The sequence below is a fragment of the Psychrobacter sp. SWN149 genome, from assembly GCF_015864565.1.
Taxonomy (GTDB): domain Bacteria; phylum Pseudomonadota; class Gammaproteobacteria; order Pseudomonadales; family Moraxellaceae; genus Psychrobacter.
On record NZ_JADYWX010000003.1, the window covers coordinates 318,499 to 338,664 of the forward strand.

Annotated in this window: 19 protein-coding genes; 9 read left to right on the forward strand and 10 right to left on the reverse strand. The window is 44.8% G+C overall.

Annotation, left to right across the window (positions count from 1 at the left end):
• Positions 1-43: 43 nt before the first annotated feature.
• A complete protein-coding gene (locus tag I6E86_RS06850; protein WP_197176395.1) occupies positions 44-664 on the reverse strand; it encodes a class I SAM-dependent methyltransferase in 621 nt (206 codons plus the stop codon).
• Between the two features lie 266 nt (positions 665-930).
• The gene (locus I6E86_RS06855; RefSeq protein ID WP_197176396.1) at positions 931-1,803 is read right to left on the reverse strand and encodes an MBL fold metallo-hydrolase; all 873 of its coding nucleotides are present in this window, start codon (positions 1,801-1,803) and stop codon (positions 931-933) included.
• A gap of 352 nt (positions 1,804-2,155) precedes the next feature.
• Here I6E86_RS06855 and I6E86_RS06860 point away from each other — a divergent pair, with 352 nt between their 5' ends.
• From I6E86_RS06860 to I6E86_RS06885, 6 genes are all read left to right on the forward strand, one after another.
• Positions 2,156-2,461: an ArsR/SmtB family transcription factor gene (locus tag I6E86_RS06860; protein WP_265087587.1), complete on the forward strand. Its 306-nt coding sequence runs from the start codon at positions 2,156-2,158 to the stop codon at positions 2,459-2,461.
• 54 nt (positions 2,462-2,515) lie between these two features.
• Positions 2,516-4,225 carry a SulP family inorganic anion transporter gene (locus tag I6E86_RS06865; RefSeq protein ID WP_197176398.1) on the forward strand — a complete coding sequence of 570 codons (1,710 nt, stop codon included), beginning with the start codon at positions 2,516-2,518 and terminating at the stop codon, positions 4,223-4,225.
• A gap of 187 nt (positions 4,226-4,412) precedes the next feature.
• Positions 4,413-4,739 (forward strand): beta-lactamase hydrolase domain-containing protein, encoded by a 327-nt coding sequence (locus I6E86_RS06870; protein WP_194364640.1) that lies wholly within the window; start codon positions 4,413-4,415, stop codon positions 4,737-4,739.
• A 144-nt stretch (positions 4,740-4,883) separates the two neighbouring features.
• Positions 4,884-5,216: a TIGR01244 family sulfur transferase gene (locus I6E86_RS06875; RefSeq protein WP_194364639.1), complete on the forward strand. Its 333-nt coding sequence runs from the start codon at positions 4,884-4,886 to the stop codon at positions 5,214-5,216.
• A gap of 381 nt (positions 5,217-5,597) precedes the next feature.
• The gene (locus I6E86_RS06880; RefSeq protein WP_197176400.1) at positions 5,598-6,458 is read left to right on the forward strand and encodes a bile acid:sodium symporter family protein; all 861 of its coding nucleotides are present in this window, start codon (positions 5,598-5,600) and stop codon (positions 6,456-6,458) included.
• 289 nt (positions 6,459-6,747) lie between these two features.
• Entirely contained in the window at positions 6,748-7,494 is a 747-nt protein-coding gene (locus tag I6E86_RS06885) for a glutathione S-transferase family protein (protein WP_197176403.1), read from the forward strand.
• A 65-nt stretch (positions 7,495-7,559) separates the two neighbouring features.
• On the opposite strand, the gene I6E86_RS06890 is transcribed toward I6E86_RS06885, so the two are convergent.
• Positions 7,560-9,008: an alanine/glycine:cation symporter family protein gene (locus I6E86_RS06890; RefSeq protein WP_197176405.1), complete on the reverse strand. Its 1,449-nt coding sequence runs from the start codon at positions 9,006-9,008 to the stop codon at positions 7,560-7,562.
• Positions 9,009-9,281: 273 nt separating this feature from the next.
• Positions 9,282-10,859, reverse strand: coding sequence for an alkyl hydroperoxide reductase subunit F (gene ahpF, locus I6E86_RS06895; RefSeq protein WP_197176407.1), 1,578 nt, complete (start codon positions 10,857-10,859; stop codon positions 9,282-9,284).
• Positions 10,860-11,220: 361 nt separating this feature from the next.
• On the opposite strand from ahpF, the gene I6E86_RS06900 reads away from it, so the two are divergent.
• On the forward strand, positions 11,221-11,460 hold the full coding sequence (locus I6E86_RS06900) for a YdcH family protein (protein WP_197176410.1): 240 nt from the start codon (positions 11,221-11,223) through the stop codon (positions 11,458-11,460).
• A 148-nt stretch (positions 11,461-11,608) separates the two neighbouring features.
• On the opposite strand, the gene ahpC is transcribed toward I6E86_RS06900, so the two are convergent.
• Positions 11,609-12,175: an alkyl hydroperoxide reductase subunit C gene (gene ahpC / locus I6E86_RS06905; protein WP_194364633.1), complete on the reverse strand. Its 567-nt coding sequence runs from the start codon at positions 12,173-12,175 to the stop codon at positions 11,609-11,611.
• A gap of 268 nt (positions 12,176-12,443) precedes the next feature.
• Here ahpC and I6E86_RS06910 point away from each other — a divergent pair, with 268 nt between their 5' ends.
• Together I6E86_RS06910 and I6E86_RS06915 are read left to right on the forward strand one after the other, a co-directional pair.
• Positions 12,444-13,352: a hydrogen peroxide-inducible genes activator gene (locus I6E86_RS06910; protein ID WP_197176411.1), complete on the forward strand. Its 909-nt coding sequence runs from the start codon at positions 12,444-12,446 to the stop codon at positions 13,350-13,352.
• Positions 13,353-13,374: 22 nt separating this feature from the next.
• A complete protein-coding gene (locus I6E86_RS06915) occupies positions 13,375-14,058 on the forward strand; it encodes a hypothetical protein (protein ID WP_197176412.1) in 684 nt (227 codons plus the stop codon).
• On the opposite strand, the gene I6E86_RS06920 is transcribed toward I6E86_RS06915, so the two are convergent.
• The 5 genes from I6E86_RS06920 to I6E86_RS06940 all read right to left on the reverse strand — a co-directional run bounded on the left by I6E86_RS06920 (position 14,032) and on the right by I6E86_RS06940 (position 20,002).
• Positions 14,032-14,634, reverse strand: coding sequence for a methyltransferase domain-containing protein (locus tag I6E86_RS06920; protein ID WP_197176413.1), 603 nt, complete (start codon positions 14,632-14,634; stop codon positions 14,032-14,034). The two genes, I6E86_RS06915 and I6E86_RS06920, sit on opposite strands and share 27 nt — an antisense overlap.
• A 237-nt stretch (positions 14,635-14,871) precedes the next feature.
• Entirely contained in the window at positions 14,872-15,483 is a 612-nt protein-coding gene (locus tag I6E86_RS06925) for a M48 family metallopeptidase (RefSeq protein ID WP_197176414.1), read from the reverse strand.
• Positions 15,484-15,621: 138 nt separating this feature from the next.
• Positions 15,622-17,214: a DUF1513 domain-containing protein gene (locus I6E86_RS06930; RefSeq protein ID WP_197176415.1), complete on the reverse strand. Its 1,593-nt coding sequence runs from the start codon at positions 17,212-17,214 to the stop codon at positions 15,622-15,624.
• A gap of 3 nt (positions 17,215-17,217) precedes the next feature.
• Entirely contained in the window at positions 17,218-18,354 is a 1,137-nt protein-coding gene (locus I6E86_RS06935) for an imelysin family protein (protein WP_197176416.1), read from the reverse strand.
• Between the two features lie 91 nt (positions 18,355-18,445).
• The gene (locus tag I6E86_RS06940) at positions 18,446-20,002 is read right to left on the reverse strand and encodes a di-heme oxidoredictase family protein (RefSeq protein WP_197176626.1); all 1,557 of its coding nucleotides are present in this window, start codon (positions 20,000-20,002) and stop codon (positions 18,446-18,448) included.
• Positions 20,003-20,166: the final 164 nt, after the last annotated feature.

A 20,166-nucleotide genomic window follows, 5' to 3' on the forward strand; every position in this document is an offset into this window, starting at 1 on the left:
TGGCTACACGAATAATTTTAGCATGATTGTTCATCTTAGTACTCTATACTGCTGAATGCGCAATGCCGCTATATACGTAGCTCATCGGTCGTGGACCTGGCAAATATGCTTCGCTCAACTCATCGATGACAAAACCAGCTTCTCTAATAATCGATGGAATATCACGATTGAGATGACAACCGCCCGCCATCGGTTTCCAAAATGGCGTCAATCGATGTTGCCAACGCTCAACAGAAGAGTCTGGTGCCAGTCCATGTTCACAAAATAGTAAGCGTCCGTTAGGTTTTAATACGCGCGCCATTTCTCGAAGCGCGGCTACTGGGTCATCAATGCTGCACAAGGTAAAAGTCATGACAATGGTATCAAATTGATCCGTATCAGCATGAATACCTTGTATATCGACGGCTATTACTTCGACTGGAATGCTAATGTCAGCGGCTCGTTTGCGTGCAAGCGACTGCATCTGAGCCGCTGGATCGACACCGATAATAGAGGAGACTTTTTTGGCATCATAAAACTGCAAATTTAGACCACTGCCAATGCCAATTTCCAACACCTCACCTAGTGCCTGAGGGACGATTTGAGATCGCGCTTTCATCACATAACCTGTACTACAAGTGATATCTATCAGCTTTGGCAATACATAACGCTCATACGGATTCATTGCTCTCTCCAGTTATTGCCGCACTTAGCGCTTGCAGTTGGTCATACACAGCATCTATAAAACGGACAGTCTATAGATTAGCATTCTTATAGATATTAATCATACGATACTTGCGTAGAGCTGCATCGGGTAACAAGTTTAACTTATTGCACTATAGTCAATCCTCTATAAATTGGATACGGTGTCAATCTCGCTCAGTCTACTACTTGTAGTACTTTCACTCGGCTTCCTTGTATCCAAATTATATTGAACCCACTATATTCAACTTATCCACCGAGTACATTAATCGGTACTTTTAGATAACGCGTACCGTTGTCTTCTGGCTCTGGAAAGTTTCCTGCATCGATATTGATTTGCACTGCTGGAATAATCAAGCGCGGCATATCCAGCGTGGCATCACGGCGCTCACGCATCTGTACAAACTCAGCCTCATTGATGCTGTCTTTGACATGGATGTTTTCTAGCTTTTGCGCTGCGACCGTCGTGGTTGGGCAATGTTTGCGTCCTTCGCCTGGATAGTCATGACACAGATACATAGTCGTATCTTCGGGAAGTGCCAGTAGCTTTTGGATAGATTGATACAGAGTTTTGGCATCACCGCCAGGGAAATCACAGCGTGCTGTACCCACATCTGGGGCAAACAAGGTATCGCCCACGAACACTACTGTCTTCTCATCATCATGAGCCAGATAAGCCATATCAGCACGGGTATGACCGGGCACGTACATCGCAGTGATGGTAATACTGCCAAGCGCTAGTGTCTGACCCTCATCTGTCAAAATATCAAACTGACTGGCATCGGTGCGAAAGCTGGTGTCAAAGTTAAAGATTTGCTTAAAGATTTTTTGTACTTCGGTGATGTGCTGACCGATGACCAATTGTCCGCCCAGACTTTCTTTGACATGGATCGCAGCCGATAGATGATCTGCGTGGGCATGGGTCTCAATGATGTACTGAAGCGACCAGCCTCGCTCGCGTACAAATTCAATGACTTCATCGACACTACTGGTATTCGTTCTGCCTGATTTGGCATCAAAGTTTAATACTGGATCAATGATGGCGCATAACTGCTGCTCAACATCGGCGAGTACATGGGTATAGGTTTCTGTGTCACTGTCTAAAAAAGAATGAATTTGCATGGCTACCTCTTCATTTATATATGACCATTCATACCATAGGAGTTTTTATTTCTAATTAACCTTAAGTGTGATAGGCAGTCGTATATAATATACATTTGTGTTGACGATTTATTTGTTATATCTAATATAGCAACCGCTCTATAGTTTATCAATTTATATAATGTAAATAATGATAACTTGATATGTTGCCTGATATCCTTGATAATCAACTATATATTGTTCAGCAGTACGGCGATGTCTATCGTCCTGTTTATACAAGGAGCTTATTCTGGCTACTTCTACTTCAGCAGTAGATATATCTACCCACAGCGCTAATGATGATGCGTCATCAGATAGTGCCGACTTTGCCCCTATGGATCTGGCCAAACAAATGCAGCAAGCATCGATGCAAGCCAGCCAATTGCTAAAGTCGCTATCACATCCTGATCGCTTGCTGTTGCTCTGTCAGTTGACACAAGGTGAGTACTGCGTTGGTGAACTTGAGAGTTTGGTCGGTGTTGGGCAACCAAGCTTGTCACAGCAGCTAGGTATCTTACGTAAAGATGCGCTGGTTACGACACGCCGCGAAGGTAAGCAAATCTACTATAGTATCGCAAGTGATGATGCGTTAGCCGTACTAGAGCTGCTTTATCAGAGATTTTGTGCCAAAACCGAATAACGCCGTACTCGCCTAACTATTTTATGCTGCTTTCTATATTGGTGATGTATTAATATGTCTTCTATCGCTGCTCGTCTGATTCCCAGTTGGCTGCGCCAATACCAGCTTACAGCGTTACCGACCGATCTTGTCGCAGGGCTTGTGGTGGGCGTATTGGTCATACCGCAGAGCTTAGGCTATGCCGTACTTGCAGGATTGCCGCCTGTGTATGGGCTCTATGCAGCCATTGTCCCTGTGCTCGTCTACGCTTGGCTTGGCTCAAGTAACGTACAAGCCGTGGGCCCTGTTGCGATCACCGCGATTATGACGGCCAGTGGGCTACTGCCTTATGCTGAGCAGGGCACTGAGCAATATGCCCTGATGGCGAGTCTGCTAGCACTGATGGTAGGCGCATTACTGTGGATTGCTGGACGGTTGAAGCTTGGCTGGATTATGCAGTTTATCAGTCGCGGGGTCTCAGCTGGGTTTGTGAGCGGGGCTGCGGTGCTGATTTTTATAAGCCAGCTTAAGTACCTAATGGCGATTCCCATCACTGGCAGTAGCTTAATTGGCTACTTATCTACCATGCAATTGTACGTGAGTCAGCTACATCCACTGACGCTACTGATCGGTGTTGTAGCTTTTGTACTGTTGGTTGCCAACCGCTACGCGAGCGGGTGGGTATGGCAGACGTGGCTGTCATCGTCCTATGCTAAATGGGCTGAACGCCTATTTCCACTTATCTTATTAGGTTTGTCCATCGTTCTGAGTATGGCGCTACATTGGGATTTACGTGGCGTTGCGACCATTGGTAGTATACCGCGTGGGTTACCAAGCTTTACGCTGCCACATGTGACAGACTTACAAGAAGCGCTCAAGCTCTTACCAACAGCGGGTCTGATGGCGCTTATTATCTTTGTATCGAGCAGCTCAGTGGCCAGCACTTATGCACGGCTACGTGGCGAAAAATTTGATGCCAATCGTGAGCTGACTGGGCTAGGGCTCGCCAATTTATCTGGTGGACTGTTTCAGAGTTTTGCCGTTGCCGGTGGCTTCTCACGTACCGCTATCAATGTCGACTCAGGCGCAAAGACACCGCTTGCCAGCCTCGTGACTGTGCTGATCATGATTGCCGCACTGGTCGCCTTTAGCGATGCGCTTGCCCCGCTACCCTACGCGCTATTGGGTGCCACCATCATGGCCTCTATCATTGGATTGATAGATATCGCCACCTTAAAGTCAGCTTGGCAGCGTGATCGCTTGGATGGTGCCAGTTTTTTGGCAGCGTTCATCGGGGTGCTCATATTTGGGCTAAACACCGGACTGGTCATCGGTCTGATGGTGTCATTCGCCAGTTTAATTTGGCAGTCAAGTAAACCCCACGTTGCCATCGTTGGGCAGTTAGGCAATACGGGACACTTTCGCAATATCAATCGCCACGACGTTGTGACGTTTGATAATTTATTGATGCTACGTATCGATGAGAGTTTGTTTTTTGGCAATAGTGAGTCCGTACATCATCGTATTCTAAATGCCATGCAGCAGCATCCACAGGCGCACGAGATTGTTCTCATCATGGCCGCTGTCAATCACATTGACCTGACTGCTCAAGAGATGCTTTGTACCTTAAACCACGAATTAACACTACAGAATAAGCGCTTACATTTTAGCTTCATCAAAGGCCCTGTCATGGACATCATCGGTCATACTCCGTTGGTGACTGAGTTATCAGGGCAGGTTTATCTAAGTACGTTAGATGCCGTCGATGCCTTAAAGAAAATCTAGTACTAATATTATGTTAGTGGCTACTCCTCAAATGTTATTGTCGTCTACAACACAATATCGCTATGATAGCGCCTGTGTTATCCTAGACCAACTGAGTAGGTGCACGTTATGCTCAGAATAGTATGCTCACACGATTTGATAAATTTTAATAAAAAAAACCCCTTAACAAACACAATTGATCCCATTTATGACCGATGAATTAACGATTTATAAGCAAATATACCCAAGCCAATGCATGAAGATTGCTGAGCTTGGCTATCGCTCTGTACTCAACATACGCCCAGACGCTGAGATTGAGACACAGCCTAATAGTTGTGACTTGGCGACGGCGACCAAGGCAGCAAACCTAGCCTACCATCATCTACCCTTTGATGATGAGCGCTTGAGTCTGTTTACCGTAGAGCAGTTTGCTGATTTTTATCACTCAATGCCAAAGCCTATACTGATGTTTTGTGGTACTGGCGCACGTGCCAAACTGCTGTATCAAAGTGCCTTGATGCAAGGTCTACTATAATCAGCCTAGAACCGTGAATGAAAAACATAACCGTTTCAATGTTTACATAGCTCGTCTTTAGAAATTCTCTGATTCAGATTAGGCTGAGCACTGTATGCAAATAACCAATACACCACTTTATATAGACAATAATAAGGAGCTCCCATGAGCCATGAAGTTAGCTTTACCGGCCAAATCACCCCTGATCAAGTACCAATGATTGCCGAAAATGGTTTCAAAACCATCATCAATAACCGTCCAGATGGTGAAGAGCCAAATCAACCAACCAGCGCAGACATTGAAGCGGCAGCTAAAGAAGCAGGACTGGCGTACAAAGAAATATCATTTGCTGGTAACGAGCTTAATCAAACCCACGTCGAAGCATTTGCAGATTTCTTTAATCAAGCTGAGCAGCCAATGCTTATATTCTGCCGTACTGGTAACCGCTCAAATGGTATCTATGAAGCCGCCAAGCAAATGGACTTGTTAGATGACTAGTTTGGATAAATAGAACTGCTTAACTGTTTAGATAATCAAAAAGTTTGGCCCACAGCACCTTGTGGGCTTTTTATCATGAGTAGAATCTCACTACCGATGTACACGGTAAAAACCTCCATAGTCACACCCAGTGGGTTACCAAACGCACTTAATACCACTATGATTAATCAAAGCACGTGATCTCTCTAATAGGATTCACCGTTTAGATGTACTATAGGTAGACGGTTGACTCCCCAAATACTTAGAAACTTAGAGAATTAGATACTTAAAAAATTTCACACATGGACTGTGAGCAGCTGCGCGATACGCGTATGAGCCTACTACTGTTTCTTTTTTAAAAGCCATCTTGATATGGCACTGTAGTTTTACAAGGAATGTTTGATGAACAACACTGCGTTAGCATTACTCCCACTGGCACTTGCCTACATCATGTTTACCCTAGGAGCAGGTTTAAAGCTCAGTGATTTCAAAGTCATTGCCAATAATCCAAAAGCTTTCTTTGTCGGTCTCGTCAATCAAGTTATTTTTGTGCCTTTAGTGGCCTTAGCAGTAGTACTTATCACCACACCGCCGCCAACCATTGCTTTTGGTATTATGCTGATTAGTTTTTGCCCAGGCGGCGTGACCAGCAATATGCTGACCTTTTATGCCAAAGGCAATGTCGCCCTGTCTGTCGCATTGACCGGCGTGGTCAGTCTGCTATCGGTCATCACCTTGCCAATATTTATCACCTTAGCGTTTGATCATTTCATGAAAGACCAAGCGGGCTCTATTAGCGCGGTAAAGATTGGTCTAGTGATGTTTTTATTGACCACGTTGCCTGTGACGCTTGGTATGCTCGCTCGCCGCAAGTTCACTAACTTTATGGTCAGCAAAAGCAGCATTTTAAATGGTATCGCCAGTATCTTCTTTGTGCTGATTGTCTTCGCTGCGGTCGCTTCTAACTGGGCATTACTCAAATCACAAGCGACTGCTATTGGGCTAGAGCTTGTCTTTATTATTGTCATATTATTTGCTTTGAGTATGTTGACGTCTAAGCTGTTAAAGCTCAGTTGGTTTGATACCAAGACCGTGTCGATAGAAACCAGTATTCAAAACAGTACCACTGCCATCACCCTAGCACCCATCATCATGGGAACGGCAGCAGGTCTGCCTGCCATCGCCCTACCTGCTGCCCTGTATGGCGTGCTGATGTATGTGGTTGCTATTCCTGTTATTGCATTGATCAGAAATAAAAACTGATTATAGTCGACATCAAGAAAAGCCCGTCCAGATTTTGGACGGGCTTTTCTTGGAATATTAGGATCTATTGAAATGATAGAAATAGCACTTAATAAATGACAAAAATATCGCTCAAATTATAGACTGGTAGACTTTCAATATTGAGTACATATAGTCAGTTCAATATAATTTCGATACAAGGAAACCGAGTGCAAGTTATACATTAGTATGCTTAGCGAGGATGACGATGTAGCGGATTTATATAGGCTTGACTATAATAAAAAATTGACCTGACTCATAGGACTGCATGATGCAAAAACCGCTACTTATCATTGGCAATAAAAACTACTCATCTTGGTCGCTACGAGCTTGGCTATTGCTCAAAGCGTTCAATGTTGACTTTGATGAACAACTTATCGAGCTGTTCCATCCATCAGCACGTCCAACGCTTGAGGCGCATTCGCCAACGGACAAAGTACCCATTCTGGTCTATAGTGAGGGCGATAAGCAAGTAACCGTCTGGGATACGCTGGCCATTGCGATACATATTAATGAGTACTTTACGGATAGTGATATTTGGACAGGCATGAAGAAGTCTAACGCTAGCGCACAGCATGACAGTCAAAGTAGAATAAATAGCGCCTATTGCCAAAGCATCGTGGCGGAGATGCATTCAGGATTGACAGGTATTCGTAATGAGATGCCTATGAATATCAGAGCAACCGCTAAGATACAACCAAGCGACGCGTGCTTGGCTGATATTGCTCGTATTGAGAGTATTTTTGCTGATTGTTTAAAAGGACGCTCAAAAAACAGTTTCTTATTTGGAGATGTCACAGCAGCTGATGTCTTCTTTGCTCCAGTGGTACTGCGATTACAGACCTATGCCGATGCCTCTGATATCGAACTCAAGCCACTGACCAAGCAGTATTGCCAAACCATAATGAATAACCTGCATATACAAGCGTGGCAACAGTCAGCACTAGCAGAGACTCGTATCATTGAAGAAGATGAGGCGGGTGAGATACTGTCTATCGTTGGAGTACTAGCCAATTAAAAAAAACCACTTTAACTGATGTTAAAGTGGTTTTTTTTAATTGATAAGACTTCAAGCATAACGTTTTACTGCTTTTGCTCTAATGCCTCTTTTACGGCTTTTTTACCCCATGCGCTCAGATCGAGATCCAATTTTTCATACTCTTTTGCATCGAATAACGGCTCTTTAACCCCTGCTTTTAATTGACTTGCAAAGTCATCAAGTAGACGTTTGGCTCGTGGAAATAACATAATCAAGGCCAATAAGTTTGCTAGCGCTAGCACACCCATTAACGGGTCAGCAAAGAAGAACACTGCAGTTGCCGTAGGTGCTACTGCTCCCAAGAACAATATCGCCATCACGACAATTCGTAACACCAAAGTCGCCGTCTTGATATTCTTTTTGATCAAGAAATTAATGGCGTTTTCGCCCATGTAGTAGTTATACATGATAGAGCTTAGTGTAAACAGCAATAGCGATATGGTTAACACATACTGTGCCCAATTCCCAAGCTGAGTCGTGAGCGCCTGCTGGGCCAGTACAATACCATCGACTTCAGCACCTGGTTGATATACGCCGCTCAGCAAAATCATGAATGCTGTGGCACTACACACAATTATCGTATCAATAAACACAGACAGTGACTGTGAGATACCTTGACTCACAGGATGCGTGGCATAAGCAGTGGCGGCAATGTTAGGCGCAGAACCCAAACCTGCCTCGTTAGAGAATAAGCCACGCTTCATGCCTTGCTCAATCGCCACACCAATACCACCGCCCACGACAGATTCAATACCAAATGCATTTTTAACAATCATCACCATCAGTGCAGGCAGCTCTGTGACATTGAGCAATATAACAATAAGCGCCATACCAATATAGATTAATGCCATCACAGGAATGATAACGTCGGCTACTTTTGCAATGCGCTGAATACCGCCAAAGACGATAAACCCACCCGCAACCACTAGTACCGCACCTGATATCCAGCGATCAATGCCGAAACTTTCAAGCGCAGAACCTGCCACTGTATTACCTTGGAACGCGATAAACCCAATGGAGAAAGACAGTAGTAAAGCAACAGCATAAATGACGGCAAGCCAGCGATAATCTTTACCTAAACCATGTAAGATATAGGTTGCAGGGCCGCCGCGAAAATTGCCATCACTGTCTCTGCGCTTGTAGAGCTGCGCCAAGCTACACTCAACAATACTAGTCATCATCCCAACTAAGGCTACAACCCACATCCAGAAGACCGCACCGGGGCCACCTAAAGAGATCGCAACTGCCACACCAGCAATATTACCACCGCCAACACGCCCACCGATCGAAACGAGCAACGCCTGACGGGCAGAAATGCCGTCATCCCCTACTTCATCCGTCTTAAACACACGGAACATACGTTTAAAATATGTAAACTGGGCGAACCTGCCCACAATGGTAAATAACAAACCAAAAATAATTAACATAGGCACGAGTGCCCAGCCCCACGTTAGATCCCCGACTAGGGCAAAAAAAGATTCTATATATTCCATGGCTATTTTCCTTATAGTTCATGACGCTATGATAGGTTTTATTGGGCTTATTATCGCATCTAAGACCCGTATTTGTAACGAAAATGGCGCATTTGTAACGTAAATGATAATATTTTTCAAGAGAAATTGCTTTGTTCACTCATCCAAATGACTGGTTTCTAAACTTTAGGCGCTATTCTATAGAAAAATTCCTACACAAGCGCAAAAAAACCACCTCAATTGAGGTGGCTTCTCAGACTAACTTTACTGCTGCATAGCGTAGACCGAAACAGCTTACTGCATAACCAAATATTCAAACGCTGACAATGCCGCTTTACTACCCTCACCCATCGCGATGTTAATCTGCTTAAATGGGACAGTCGTTACATCACCGCAAGCAAAGATACCTTTGCGATCGGTACGACAGCGCTCATCAATTTCAATCTCACCAAAGCGGTTTAAATCTACAAAGCCTTTGATGAATCCAGTGTTTGGTACCAGACCAATCTGTACGAATACTCCTGATAAATCACGCTCATGGTTCTCACCAGTACTGCGATCTTGATAGACGATTGATGACACTTTACCGTCAGTCGCTTTGATCTCTTGGGTAGCTACCCCTGTGATGAACTCAATGTTGGTTTTTTCTTTGGCTTTGTTGATGAGTACCTGATCGGCTTTTAGATCATCAGCGAACTCAAGCACAGTAACGTGATTGACAATACCTGCCAAATCTAGTGCTGCCTCGACACCTGAGTTACCACCGCCGATGACTGAGATGTCTTTACCCTTAAAGAAGGGGCCATCACAATGCGCACAGAATGCCACGCCTTTACCGATGTTTTCTTCTTCGCCCGGTACACCCAACTTGCGCCACTGAGCACCAGTCGCTAGGATGATACTGCGAGTCTCAAACGTCTCGCCCGTGTTTAACTGAATACGGTAGTTCTCTTCTTCAGTCTCACCGATGTCTTTAACGCTCACATGCTCTTTCAGTGTGATGTTGTATTCGGCCAAATGCTTGACGAAATTGGTCGATAAGTCGGTGCCATTCGTTAGCGGTACAGAGATTAAGTTTTCGATATCTTGTGTGTCTTTCACCTGTCCACCGATACGATCAGCGACCATGGTTACTTTCAGACCTTTACGTGCTGTATAGATGGCAGCTGCCACGCCTGCAGGACCAGCACCAATGATAGTAACGTCTTGCTGCTCTAATTGCTCAGCATCGTCTTCTACTTCTGACAGTAGGTCTGGGAACTGTTCTTGTAATTTTCCGATCAACTTAGCCGTATCGATTAAGCCATTAGCGAATGGTTTACCGTTTAAAAATACTGCTGGTACGCCTTGGATTTTGTTCGCTTCTACTTGCTCTTGGAACAAGGCGCCATCGATCATTTCATTGCTGATACCATCGTTCAGTAATGCAAATTGGTTCAATGCTTGAACGACTTCTGGACAGCTGTGGCATGACAACGACACATAGGTCTGGAACTGTAATGGCTTATTAAAACGCTTGACCAGCTTTTGGATACCTTCATCCAATTTTAGCGTATGACCACCAGCTTGCAAGATTGCCAAAATTAATGAAGTAAACTCGTGACCACCTGGGATACCGCTGAATACAATACCAGTATCAGCTGACACACCTTCAACATGACTCACTACTTTGAAACTAATCGCACTAGGTAGGCTATCATCAGTTGCTGCTGCATCGAAATTGATTTTATCCGTTGTACCCGCAATCTTGGTCAAAAAATCCACCAATTCTGCACGCTTTGTGTGTGTACCCGTACCCAATACGAAGGTAATTGGGCGGGTCATATTTTTGCTGTAGCTCTTAACGGCATCTAATAAATTCTGGTCTATCATGTTTGTTCCTCATTATGACTGAATATGTAACGGCAACTGTCATGCTGCGCGTCTGAATATAAAATAGCTGGGATTAATAATATTGTATAGAACGTAATATGTAGTGGGCTTGTACCCTTTGATGTCCCTATTATCAGGTGTTTGAGTGCATTCGGCAAGCTGAGAAACTCAAACCTTATGTTTTATAAAACTAATCATTATTTAATTTAATAGATTAAATATAAATACACTGACAGATAATAGACGTGGTTTCTAAAGGGTTTTTTCGCTACAATCGAGAATAGTTCTTACGTTACGCCGCCTTTTACAACAATACGCAACTGCTTATGACAAGCTTGCGTTTCATGACAAGGATGAACACATGAGAAAAACAGATACCTTCCACGACAATAAAGATATTATTGCCGAGCTAAAGCTCAAAGACAGTCATTTTGCGAATATTTTCGATGAGCATACTGAGCTTGATCAAAAGATCAATTATCTCGAAAAAGATTTGGTAAAGCATGCCAGTCGTGACGAAGAAATAGAACAAATGAAACGACGGAAGTTGCATCTCAAAGATGAGATCTATAGAACCATAGATGCCAACCAAGCAGGTTAAGTCTGATACTTATAAAATATATAACTACATAGCATACAAGCAAAAAAAAGACCCCATCAACAATCGCTGATAGGGTCTTTTTAGTTGTACTGGTTTGACCTAACGGTATCGACCAATACTATATTTACTTAAGCAGTGAAATACCTACTTAGATTTTACCAACTAGGTCAAGACTTGGCTTCAATGTCTCGCCGCCTTGTTCCCAAGCTGCTGGGCAAACTTCGCCGTCGTTTTCACGAACATACTGTGCCGCTTTTACTTTGCGTAGCATGTCTTTTGCACTACGGCCAATACCACCAGCATGAATCTCAGCTACTTGAATCAAGCCATCAGGATCTACTAGGAACGTACCGCGTTCAGCCAAGCCTGCTTCTTCGATCATCACGTTAAAGCCGCGAGTGATACGACCAGTAGGATCGCCGATCATTGGATATTGTACTTTACCAATGGCTTCTGAAGAATCATGCCATGCTTTGTGCGTGAAATGCGTGTCAGTTGATACTGAGTATACTTCAACACCAAGGCCTTTAAGCTCGTCGTAATGAGCGGCCATGTCTTCAAGCTCAGTTGGGCAAACAAAAGTAAAATCAGCTGGGTAGAATAAGAAAATTGCCCAGTTACCTTTTACGTCGTCAGAGGTGATGGTTTTGAACTCACCGTTTACGTACGCATCTGCTGAAAATTCTGGGATTTCTTGGTTAATGATAGACGCCATGATTGGATCCTTTATAGTGAAGTAAATTGAAAATTATTTATATGGTTTTTCAGATTAACCCTTAACAAATCTGGGCTACCCGACAAACTATACGCGAATTCTATGGTTAATCCAGTTAAAAGTTTTTAATGTGATGTTTTGTTTTATTAAACTTGTTAAACTATTCTCTCTACACTTTATCACCCGTTCACAATTGGTAATTTACTGCCTTATAAAGGTTAACTAAGCATAATAAATTGCAGGAAAAACCCACTAAAAGAGAGGTTTTATGATTACTTTACGACAACTTGAGTTTGCTCTAGCCGTCGCCAAACATCGTCATTTTAAACGCGCCGCAGAAGACTGCAATATCTCACAATCTGCCCTAAGCTTGGGTATCGCTGAATTAGAAAAACAGCTGGACACCCAGATTTTTGAGCGTAATAACAAACAAGTACTGATTACCCCTATCGGTCAGGACATTCTCACACGGGCGCAGCGAGTGTTTTCTGAGGTCAGTGATTTGACCACGCGCGCGCACAGCCATCAGACGCCGCTGGCGTACCCCATGACCGTGGGCATCATTCCAACGATTGCACCGTATTTGCTGCCAAAAGTATTGCCTGCACTGCGTGCTCAATATCCTGAGTTCCGTATGAATATCGTTGAGCAGCAAACCGAGCGTCTGCTCGAACAAGTGCGTTACGGTCATATTGACACTGCTATCATTGCATTGCCCTATGCGGTCGATGGGCTGCACAGTTTTGAGTTTTGGAGTGAGGACTTTTTTGCTGTATTTCCAAAAGACGATGTCCATGCCAAGCTTGAAACCATCAACTCTGAAGAGCTTGCCACTGCCAATCTGATGCTGCTCGGTGAAGGACATTGCCTGACCGATCAGACGCTGTCTGTCTGTCATTTTGACCGTGCTCAAATGAAGTCGAGCTTTTCAGATGCCAGTCTGAATACTTTAATTCAGATGGCACTTGCCAACATGGGTACGACACTAGTCCCTGAAATGGCACTCGATCAGCTGCATCTACAAAACCAAAACGCCGTTGCTATTCCATTGGCTGAAGAAGGCCCGCATCGCCATATTGCTTTTGTCACTCGTCTGAACTATGCGCGTGTTGACGATGTCAGTCTGCTTGGAGACGTATTTAACCAAGCGTTCAAAGATGCGGCTGATACAAAATAGTTGTAAGCAATCAAGGATGAGTATGAGCGAATGGTCACCAATAAATACTGAGCTGGGCAATCGTTTTTACTTGCACTTATCTGCTATCAATAGCGATATCACGCCAGAGCAGGCACAAGCACTTTGGCAAGATATCGCAGCGCATTATAGCGAACCAAAACGCGCCTATCATACCCTCGAGCATATTGAGCAGTTATTCATACAGTGTGAGAGTATTCAGCACGTTCTGTCTGAGCCACATATCATTGCGTTGGCAGTGTATTACCATGATGTAATATATGACCCAACCCGCTCAGACAATGAGTTGAGAAGTGCAGAGTACGCAGTCGATGCATTAACTTCTTATCTAAGCGATGAGCAATGCAAGCATATCTATGCACTCATCATGATGACCGCTAATCATCAGATAGATACGTTGATAGACAGTGACAAATATAACGATGCAGCGTATTTGTTAGATATGGATTTAAGTGTTTTGGGTACGCCGTGGTTTACCTATCAGCAGTATGCAAACGCCATACGTCAGGAGTATGCGCATGTTTTAGATACACAGTACCGCGACGGTCGCACTGCCGTACTGGAGGGACTACTGGCGCACCCAAGACTGTATCTGACTGACTATTATTATGAGCTGTTAGAAAATCAGGCTCGTGATAACATCAAAAGCGAAATTCATTCGCTACTTTGCTCGCAGCTTTATAAATAGCTCGCTACCCTGCCGTGCTGGATGTGAATTATAACTGCGCTCCATAATATCGATGTCAAAATGAGTGTCAAAACGCTGCTGGTACTCGTCCTTGCTGCCGCCGAATGGTGGTTCATCCCGTCCAAAATCCGTATCAAACAACAATCCGATCAGCTTACCTTGTGGCTTTAATAACTTTGCCATTTGTTGCACGTATTCATCACGTCTCGATGGATTGATCGCACAAAAAAACGTCTGCTCAAGTATCCAATCAAACTGATACTGCTCATCCGATAAGCCAAAAAAGTCTGCGCAGACTAAATGCTCAGCCGGAAAGTCAGGATAGCGTTTGGCAAAGGCTTCAATCGGCGCAGGCGCAAAATCAACCAACGTCACATTGGTAAACCCTTGCTCATATAAGTAACCCACCTCATAAGCATTACCCGCACCCGCTACCAATATCGCTTGATCTTTTGCCCCCTCAGGTAACTGATCGATATAAGCTTTGAGCGGCGGTGACACTTGACCCATATCCCAGCCGATGCTGTCCCTCTCATAGCGCTGCTGCCAAAAATCCGCTTCACTGACATTTTCCATATGACATCCTTGTATACAAACACGATAGTTAAACGACACGATTCGTACCATTATTTCTTATCATAGCAGGCTTATTAAGGCGTGTCGTCACTTTAAAAGTGATGATGACAATGCAGTAGATTGCCATTAAACAAGGACAGTAGCGTAGATAATCTCAGGGCATTTACTAGGCCCATCTAGATAGTTAGGTGATTAGGTAGATAGTTAGTTAGTTAAATAGATAGTTAGGTGATACCTTTAATCCAACTGACCTGTTTTGCCCGCCAGCATATTATGCCATTGCTTATAATCTGGCATGGCTGTCGCCACTGTCTGCCAAAATGCATGACTGTGATTGGCATGATGTAAATGGCACAGCTCGTGGACAATGACGTATTCTGTGCATTCGATAGGATAAGCAGGCAGATAAACGGACAGCCAAATTCGCTTTGCACGAGTGTTGCAGCTGCCCCAGCGTGTGTGCATTTTTTTCAGACGAATCTCATTAGCATGAGCGCCAACGATTGGTTGCCACTTGTCGAATAGCGATGGTGCAACATCAGAGAGTTGCTGCCGATAGTATGTGATTTTTTTATCGGGACTGAGCGTAACTGATTGCTCTTTACCCCATAGTAGGACTGAACTATTAGCAGTTGAAGAGTTTGATGACTTGCTCTGTCTACGTCTGTATTGCGCTAATACTTGCGGGTGATGCATCATGGCCCAAGGTATGCGCTTGGCCACAAACTGTACTAGCTGTGCTTCACTGATAGTCATCGGCACAGAGACCATCAGTGAATAAGGTTTTAGGCGAAAGTTGATATTTTTGACACGCTTTTTGCTAACATGCAGCTCGATACCAGCCTGCATAAGCTGCTGCCTGACAGTATCTAAACTGATGTCTACGCTAATACCCTATCTCCTTGAATGACTATTACTAAGATTCTAGTAATAGTCATTATTAATCGCCATGCCTATTCAGCTGTTGCTCTCGCTAAATGTCACATATCATAATGCTTGCAAATGGTTGTCAAAAGACATTTTATGTGGCGTGCTGCTTTTGATAATACGTTCAGAATGTTCAGCATCATTTGCGTCCAGTGTTACCTTTGGCAAAGCATTTACCCTTAACGCTGTTAATTGTCCTTGCCCATTACTGACGATAAATCCTGAAGGCTCAGTACGGTCGTCGATGTTACTAGCTGAAGCTGATGCATCAGAGTTAGCTAAAATCGAAGCCCCTGCACAGTCTGGCAGACTGACATCATCGATTAAATCTCGAGTCGTCAAATCATAGATCGCCGCACAACCACCAATCGGCGTGGTTACGCAGAGTAGATTGCGCTCACTATCGACGGCCACGCTAGCGATATACTGATGAAAGCGTTGCCATTGATTGTTTGGCATCGTGAGCGGTGTCAAACTGACATCACCACGCTGATGAGTCAATACCAAAGGCACATTGACGTGCTTTTCACCTTGGAACTGAATACCAATCATGACAGTGCCATCATCGTGCATGGCTAAGTGGCGCACACTCATCTGGTTGTGCTCGGGAGTCACTTGCTCAAGCAGTGTGCCATCATGGCGATTCAGATACACCAATGATGGGCGCATGGTATCTAGATTTAGCTCCTCGCGTGATGCTTGCTCAGTTTTGATACCGCCATTTGCAATCACTAGCGTTTGACCATCAGGATGCATAATCAGCTCATGCGGGCCAATACCATGCGAGTCGAACTCTGCTATTTTTTTATAAGCATCGTTGGCATCATAGATACCAATTTTACCTGCCAGACTGACTGTATCATTCTCAGTCACATAGAGCCATTTGCCATCTAAGCTATAGCAAGCATGACCATAAAAATGTCGATTCTCATCAGATTTTATCGCATATTGTACTTGTCCATTAGAGGTCTTTAGCACCCAAAATTTTTCGCTTGGGCGTCGTCCCATCACGACGACATCGCGTTTTTGGGTAGCATAAGTTGACTTATCTTGAACATCAGACTCATCGTGAGCATCAGGCTTAGGTTCACGGTTAGGCTTGGACAGGGGCTGTACAACGATATCATGGACACGCTCTGGCATAGTCGTCTGCCAGACGATTTGGCGATCAGCATCGATACCAACCACACCAAAATCATGCTCATTATGATTCAGTGACGTTTGGTCTTTTGGCATAGATGCCACACCGCTGACCCAGCTGACTGGTCGCGCCAACATCGTCGTCGTGTGCATAGCAGTAAAGTCAGGTGCAGCAGGCTTATCATTACCTATATCATGCTGATAAGCCTGCTGCCACGTTGCCGATGCTTGCTGATAAGCATAACGCAAGCGCGCGAGCGTCGGCGTAGAATCAGGGACAGATCGTAATGTCTGCCACTGCGTACGAATACCATTGACATAGTCTTGCAAACTGGCATCTGGATGCTGCTGTTTACGATAACGGTGATGTATGCCGACTAGAGCTACTGTACCAAGTGCTGTCAGCATCGAGGTTGTCAGTAGCTCATAACTTAGTGCTCTTGACTGTACCCCAGACGATGATTGACGGTTGGTGGGCACTTGCACTGCTGCATTCGCTTCGATGATAGACATTGTCTAATCGCCATCAGTACTATTGAAACCCACACGGATGCCAAGTGCTGGGATCAATTGACGCTTGATTAAGCGCGTGACTGTCGTGAGATGGTCATATAGCGCTTTTTGATCAGCTTTGTCCGCTTTTGCCAGATCTTCTGGCATCTGCGCCAGCAACGTGGTTGTATCAGCCAAGGCAGTTGACAGATTGTCAGTGACTTTACTCTCGCCATTGCTGTTGAGAATAGCCGTCAATACAGGGTCGGTCATGGCTTTATTGATAGTGTCTAATTTGGCATTGATAATAGCGCGGCTTTGACCAGCAGTAGCAGCTGGCAGATGGCCTTTTGCTTTGCCCGTCAGACCAAGTGGCTGATCGATCGCGTTAGACTTCATAGTCTCAATCAATGATAGCAAAGAGTTGACCCATTGGTTTAGGCCTCGATCGCTCTCAGCTGTTTTATCAATCGCCAATAATTCGGTCGCGTTCTGTTGCCAGTTTTTCTCAATAGCTTTTAGACGGGTGCTAAGCGCACTCGTTGCGCTAAGCACATAAGCACATTGGCCTGCGTCCAAGCTGTCATTGGCATATAGAGCTTCTTCTAATCCTGGCACGCCTTGTACAATCGCACTTTCGTCAGCGAGCTGCTCTGGCGTTAGCTTTGGATTGGCAGCAATCAAATCTGCCACACCGCTATGCACCAAGCCGCGCTCATCGGGGTAGTAGTTGATGTATAAATTGCTCATGCTGGCAGTCGCAGGGCCAAAATTGACCATCTCAGCACTCGCCCAAGCTTGTGCTAGTACCAACCACTGCGCGCGTAGTGACTGTAGCTCGTCACCGCTGACAGGCGCTTGCTGACAGTGTTTTTGCGCCAACTCGTTCAGCAGGTCACTTTGCTTGGCCACATCGGCATAGGCTGGAATCACAATCTCGTCTGCCACATGCGTCAAGTAGGTCGTTTGGGTCTCAGGACTGATATCGACAGCGACGATTTTTTCAGCGCTCGCACCGTCAACGTCTGCTGGGCTGTCTTGAACGACTTTTTGACTGTCCACCTCTGCCGTTTTATTATCGTCAGCGGGTTTGACACAGCTAATAAGCAATCCGGCGCTCAATGCAGATAGTGCCATTGCCAAAGCGTGGTTTATTTTCATAAGTTTCTCGGTAATATTATAAGTAGTCAGTTATATCGTATGTACATCATTATCAAAAAAAGCTCACACACCGTATTTGGCCGTGTTGTTTTTATAATGATTTTAAGAACGCATTTAGCTCAGTGCGACCTTTCTTATCTAATTTCAATACTTCCTGCTGCTGTTTTTTGGCTTCTCCGCCATGCCACAGTACAGCTTCCATTAGCGTACGAGCACGACCATCGTGCAAAAAAGTCGCTTGTGGGTCAACCGTTTGAGCCAGTCCCACGCCCCAAAGTGCAGGTGTGCGCCACTCATAAGAGCTGGCTAAGAACTCAACTTGGAAATCTTTCGGTGGTAATTTACCTGCGATCGTACGATCGGCAAGATCATCACCCATGTCATGCAATAACAAATCTGTGTAAGGATAAATCACTTGTCCATGCTGCTCAAGATGATCATCGTCGGTTTTTGGCAACTGATATCTTGGCGTATGGCAGCTTTGACAACCCATGTCATAAAAGCGTTTTTTACCAGCGAGTACGAGCGCATCATCAGCGTTACGGCGATGCGGCACTGCTAGATTACGAGTATAAAACTCCACAAACTTAGCCACCTCATCATTCACTTCGACAGGTGATTTACCATTACCCTGCTCATCAGCACCTGTCGCTGCATTTAGGCAAGCGGTCTGCGTTGGCATACATGACTCGTTAGGACGGATGTTCGACGTCAGACCCATGTCTTCGTTAAAGGCACTTTGGTTCTGAGTAATAAGTTTAGTTTGACCAGCTTTCCAACCAAAACGCCCAAGCGCTTGTTTGCCAGTTTGCGGATCCATGACCCAATTGAACTTGCCACTGATGTCACTTTTATCCTGATTAACGGCTTGTTTTTTGATATCGTTATCAGGTATTTGCTCGAGTAATCCCAGTCCAATCATTGGTAGCGCCACACGCGGTGATACCATCATCGCATCATCAAAAGCACCATAACCTAGATTGGTTAAGTTAAACGTTGGCGCACGCAGCGTCTCGACGTATCCATCAGCAAAAGTCACAGGCTTATCCGTCCACTGCACAGCTATTCTCGCCTCAGCAGGCACACCTTGAATACCACGATCTTGCAGCTGCCCCCCATACATCGGGTGGACGACTTTTTCGATGAGCGAGTTCTTTAGTTGCTCTCGTTGCTCGTCCGTGGTCGCAGGCATAGACAGACGAATCAACAAACTGTCTGCATCGTCATCGGCGGTCATCGGCGCGTGGCCTCGTCCGTCTTTCACATGACAGGACTGACAAGCTGCCACATTGAACAATGCACCCAGTCCATCACGACTGTCAGTACTGGCAGGGGCCACGACCCATGGCTGCTTAAAGAATGCATTGCCGATGAAAAACGACCCCTTGCGTGACGCCGCTATGTTCGATGAAGGTTTAGAGTAGCTCTCTGCACTACTGATACTGATACCAGAGTCGCCGCCTTGCTTGATCTCTTGAGGATCAAAACTGACCAATTGCTGCATCGGCACACCCGCCAATGCTTCGATATTTTTGTCATGCTCAGAGGTGAGCAGTTGAGTATTTGCACTGTCTTTATTGTCTGAAGCCTTGTCAGAGGCGTTGTCTGCTGGCTGACAGGCAATCAATGCAATCGTACCCATCATCATGAGCACAAGTTTGGATGGGAGGTTATTTGACCGTTTAGAAGGGAAAAGAGAAGCAGAAGATTTGGTATAAATGGCTTTCATAAAAATTAAGCGCCTTGGTTTTGGAGTAGAACCATGAAAATTTCGAGCAGTCACGCCCTTATTCGTCCTAGGCATAATCATCT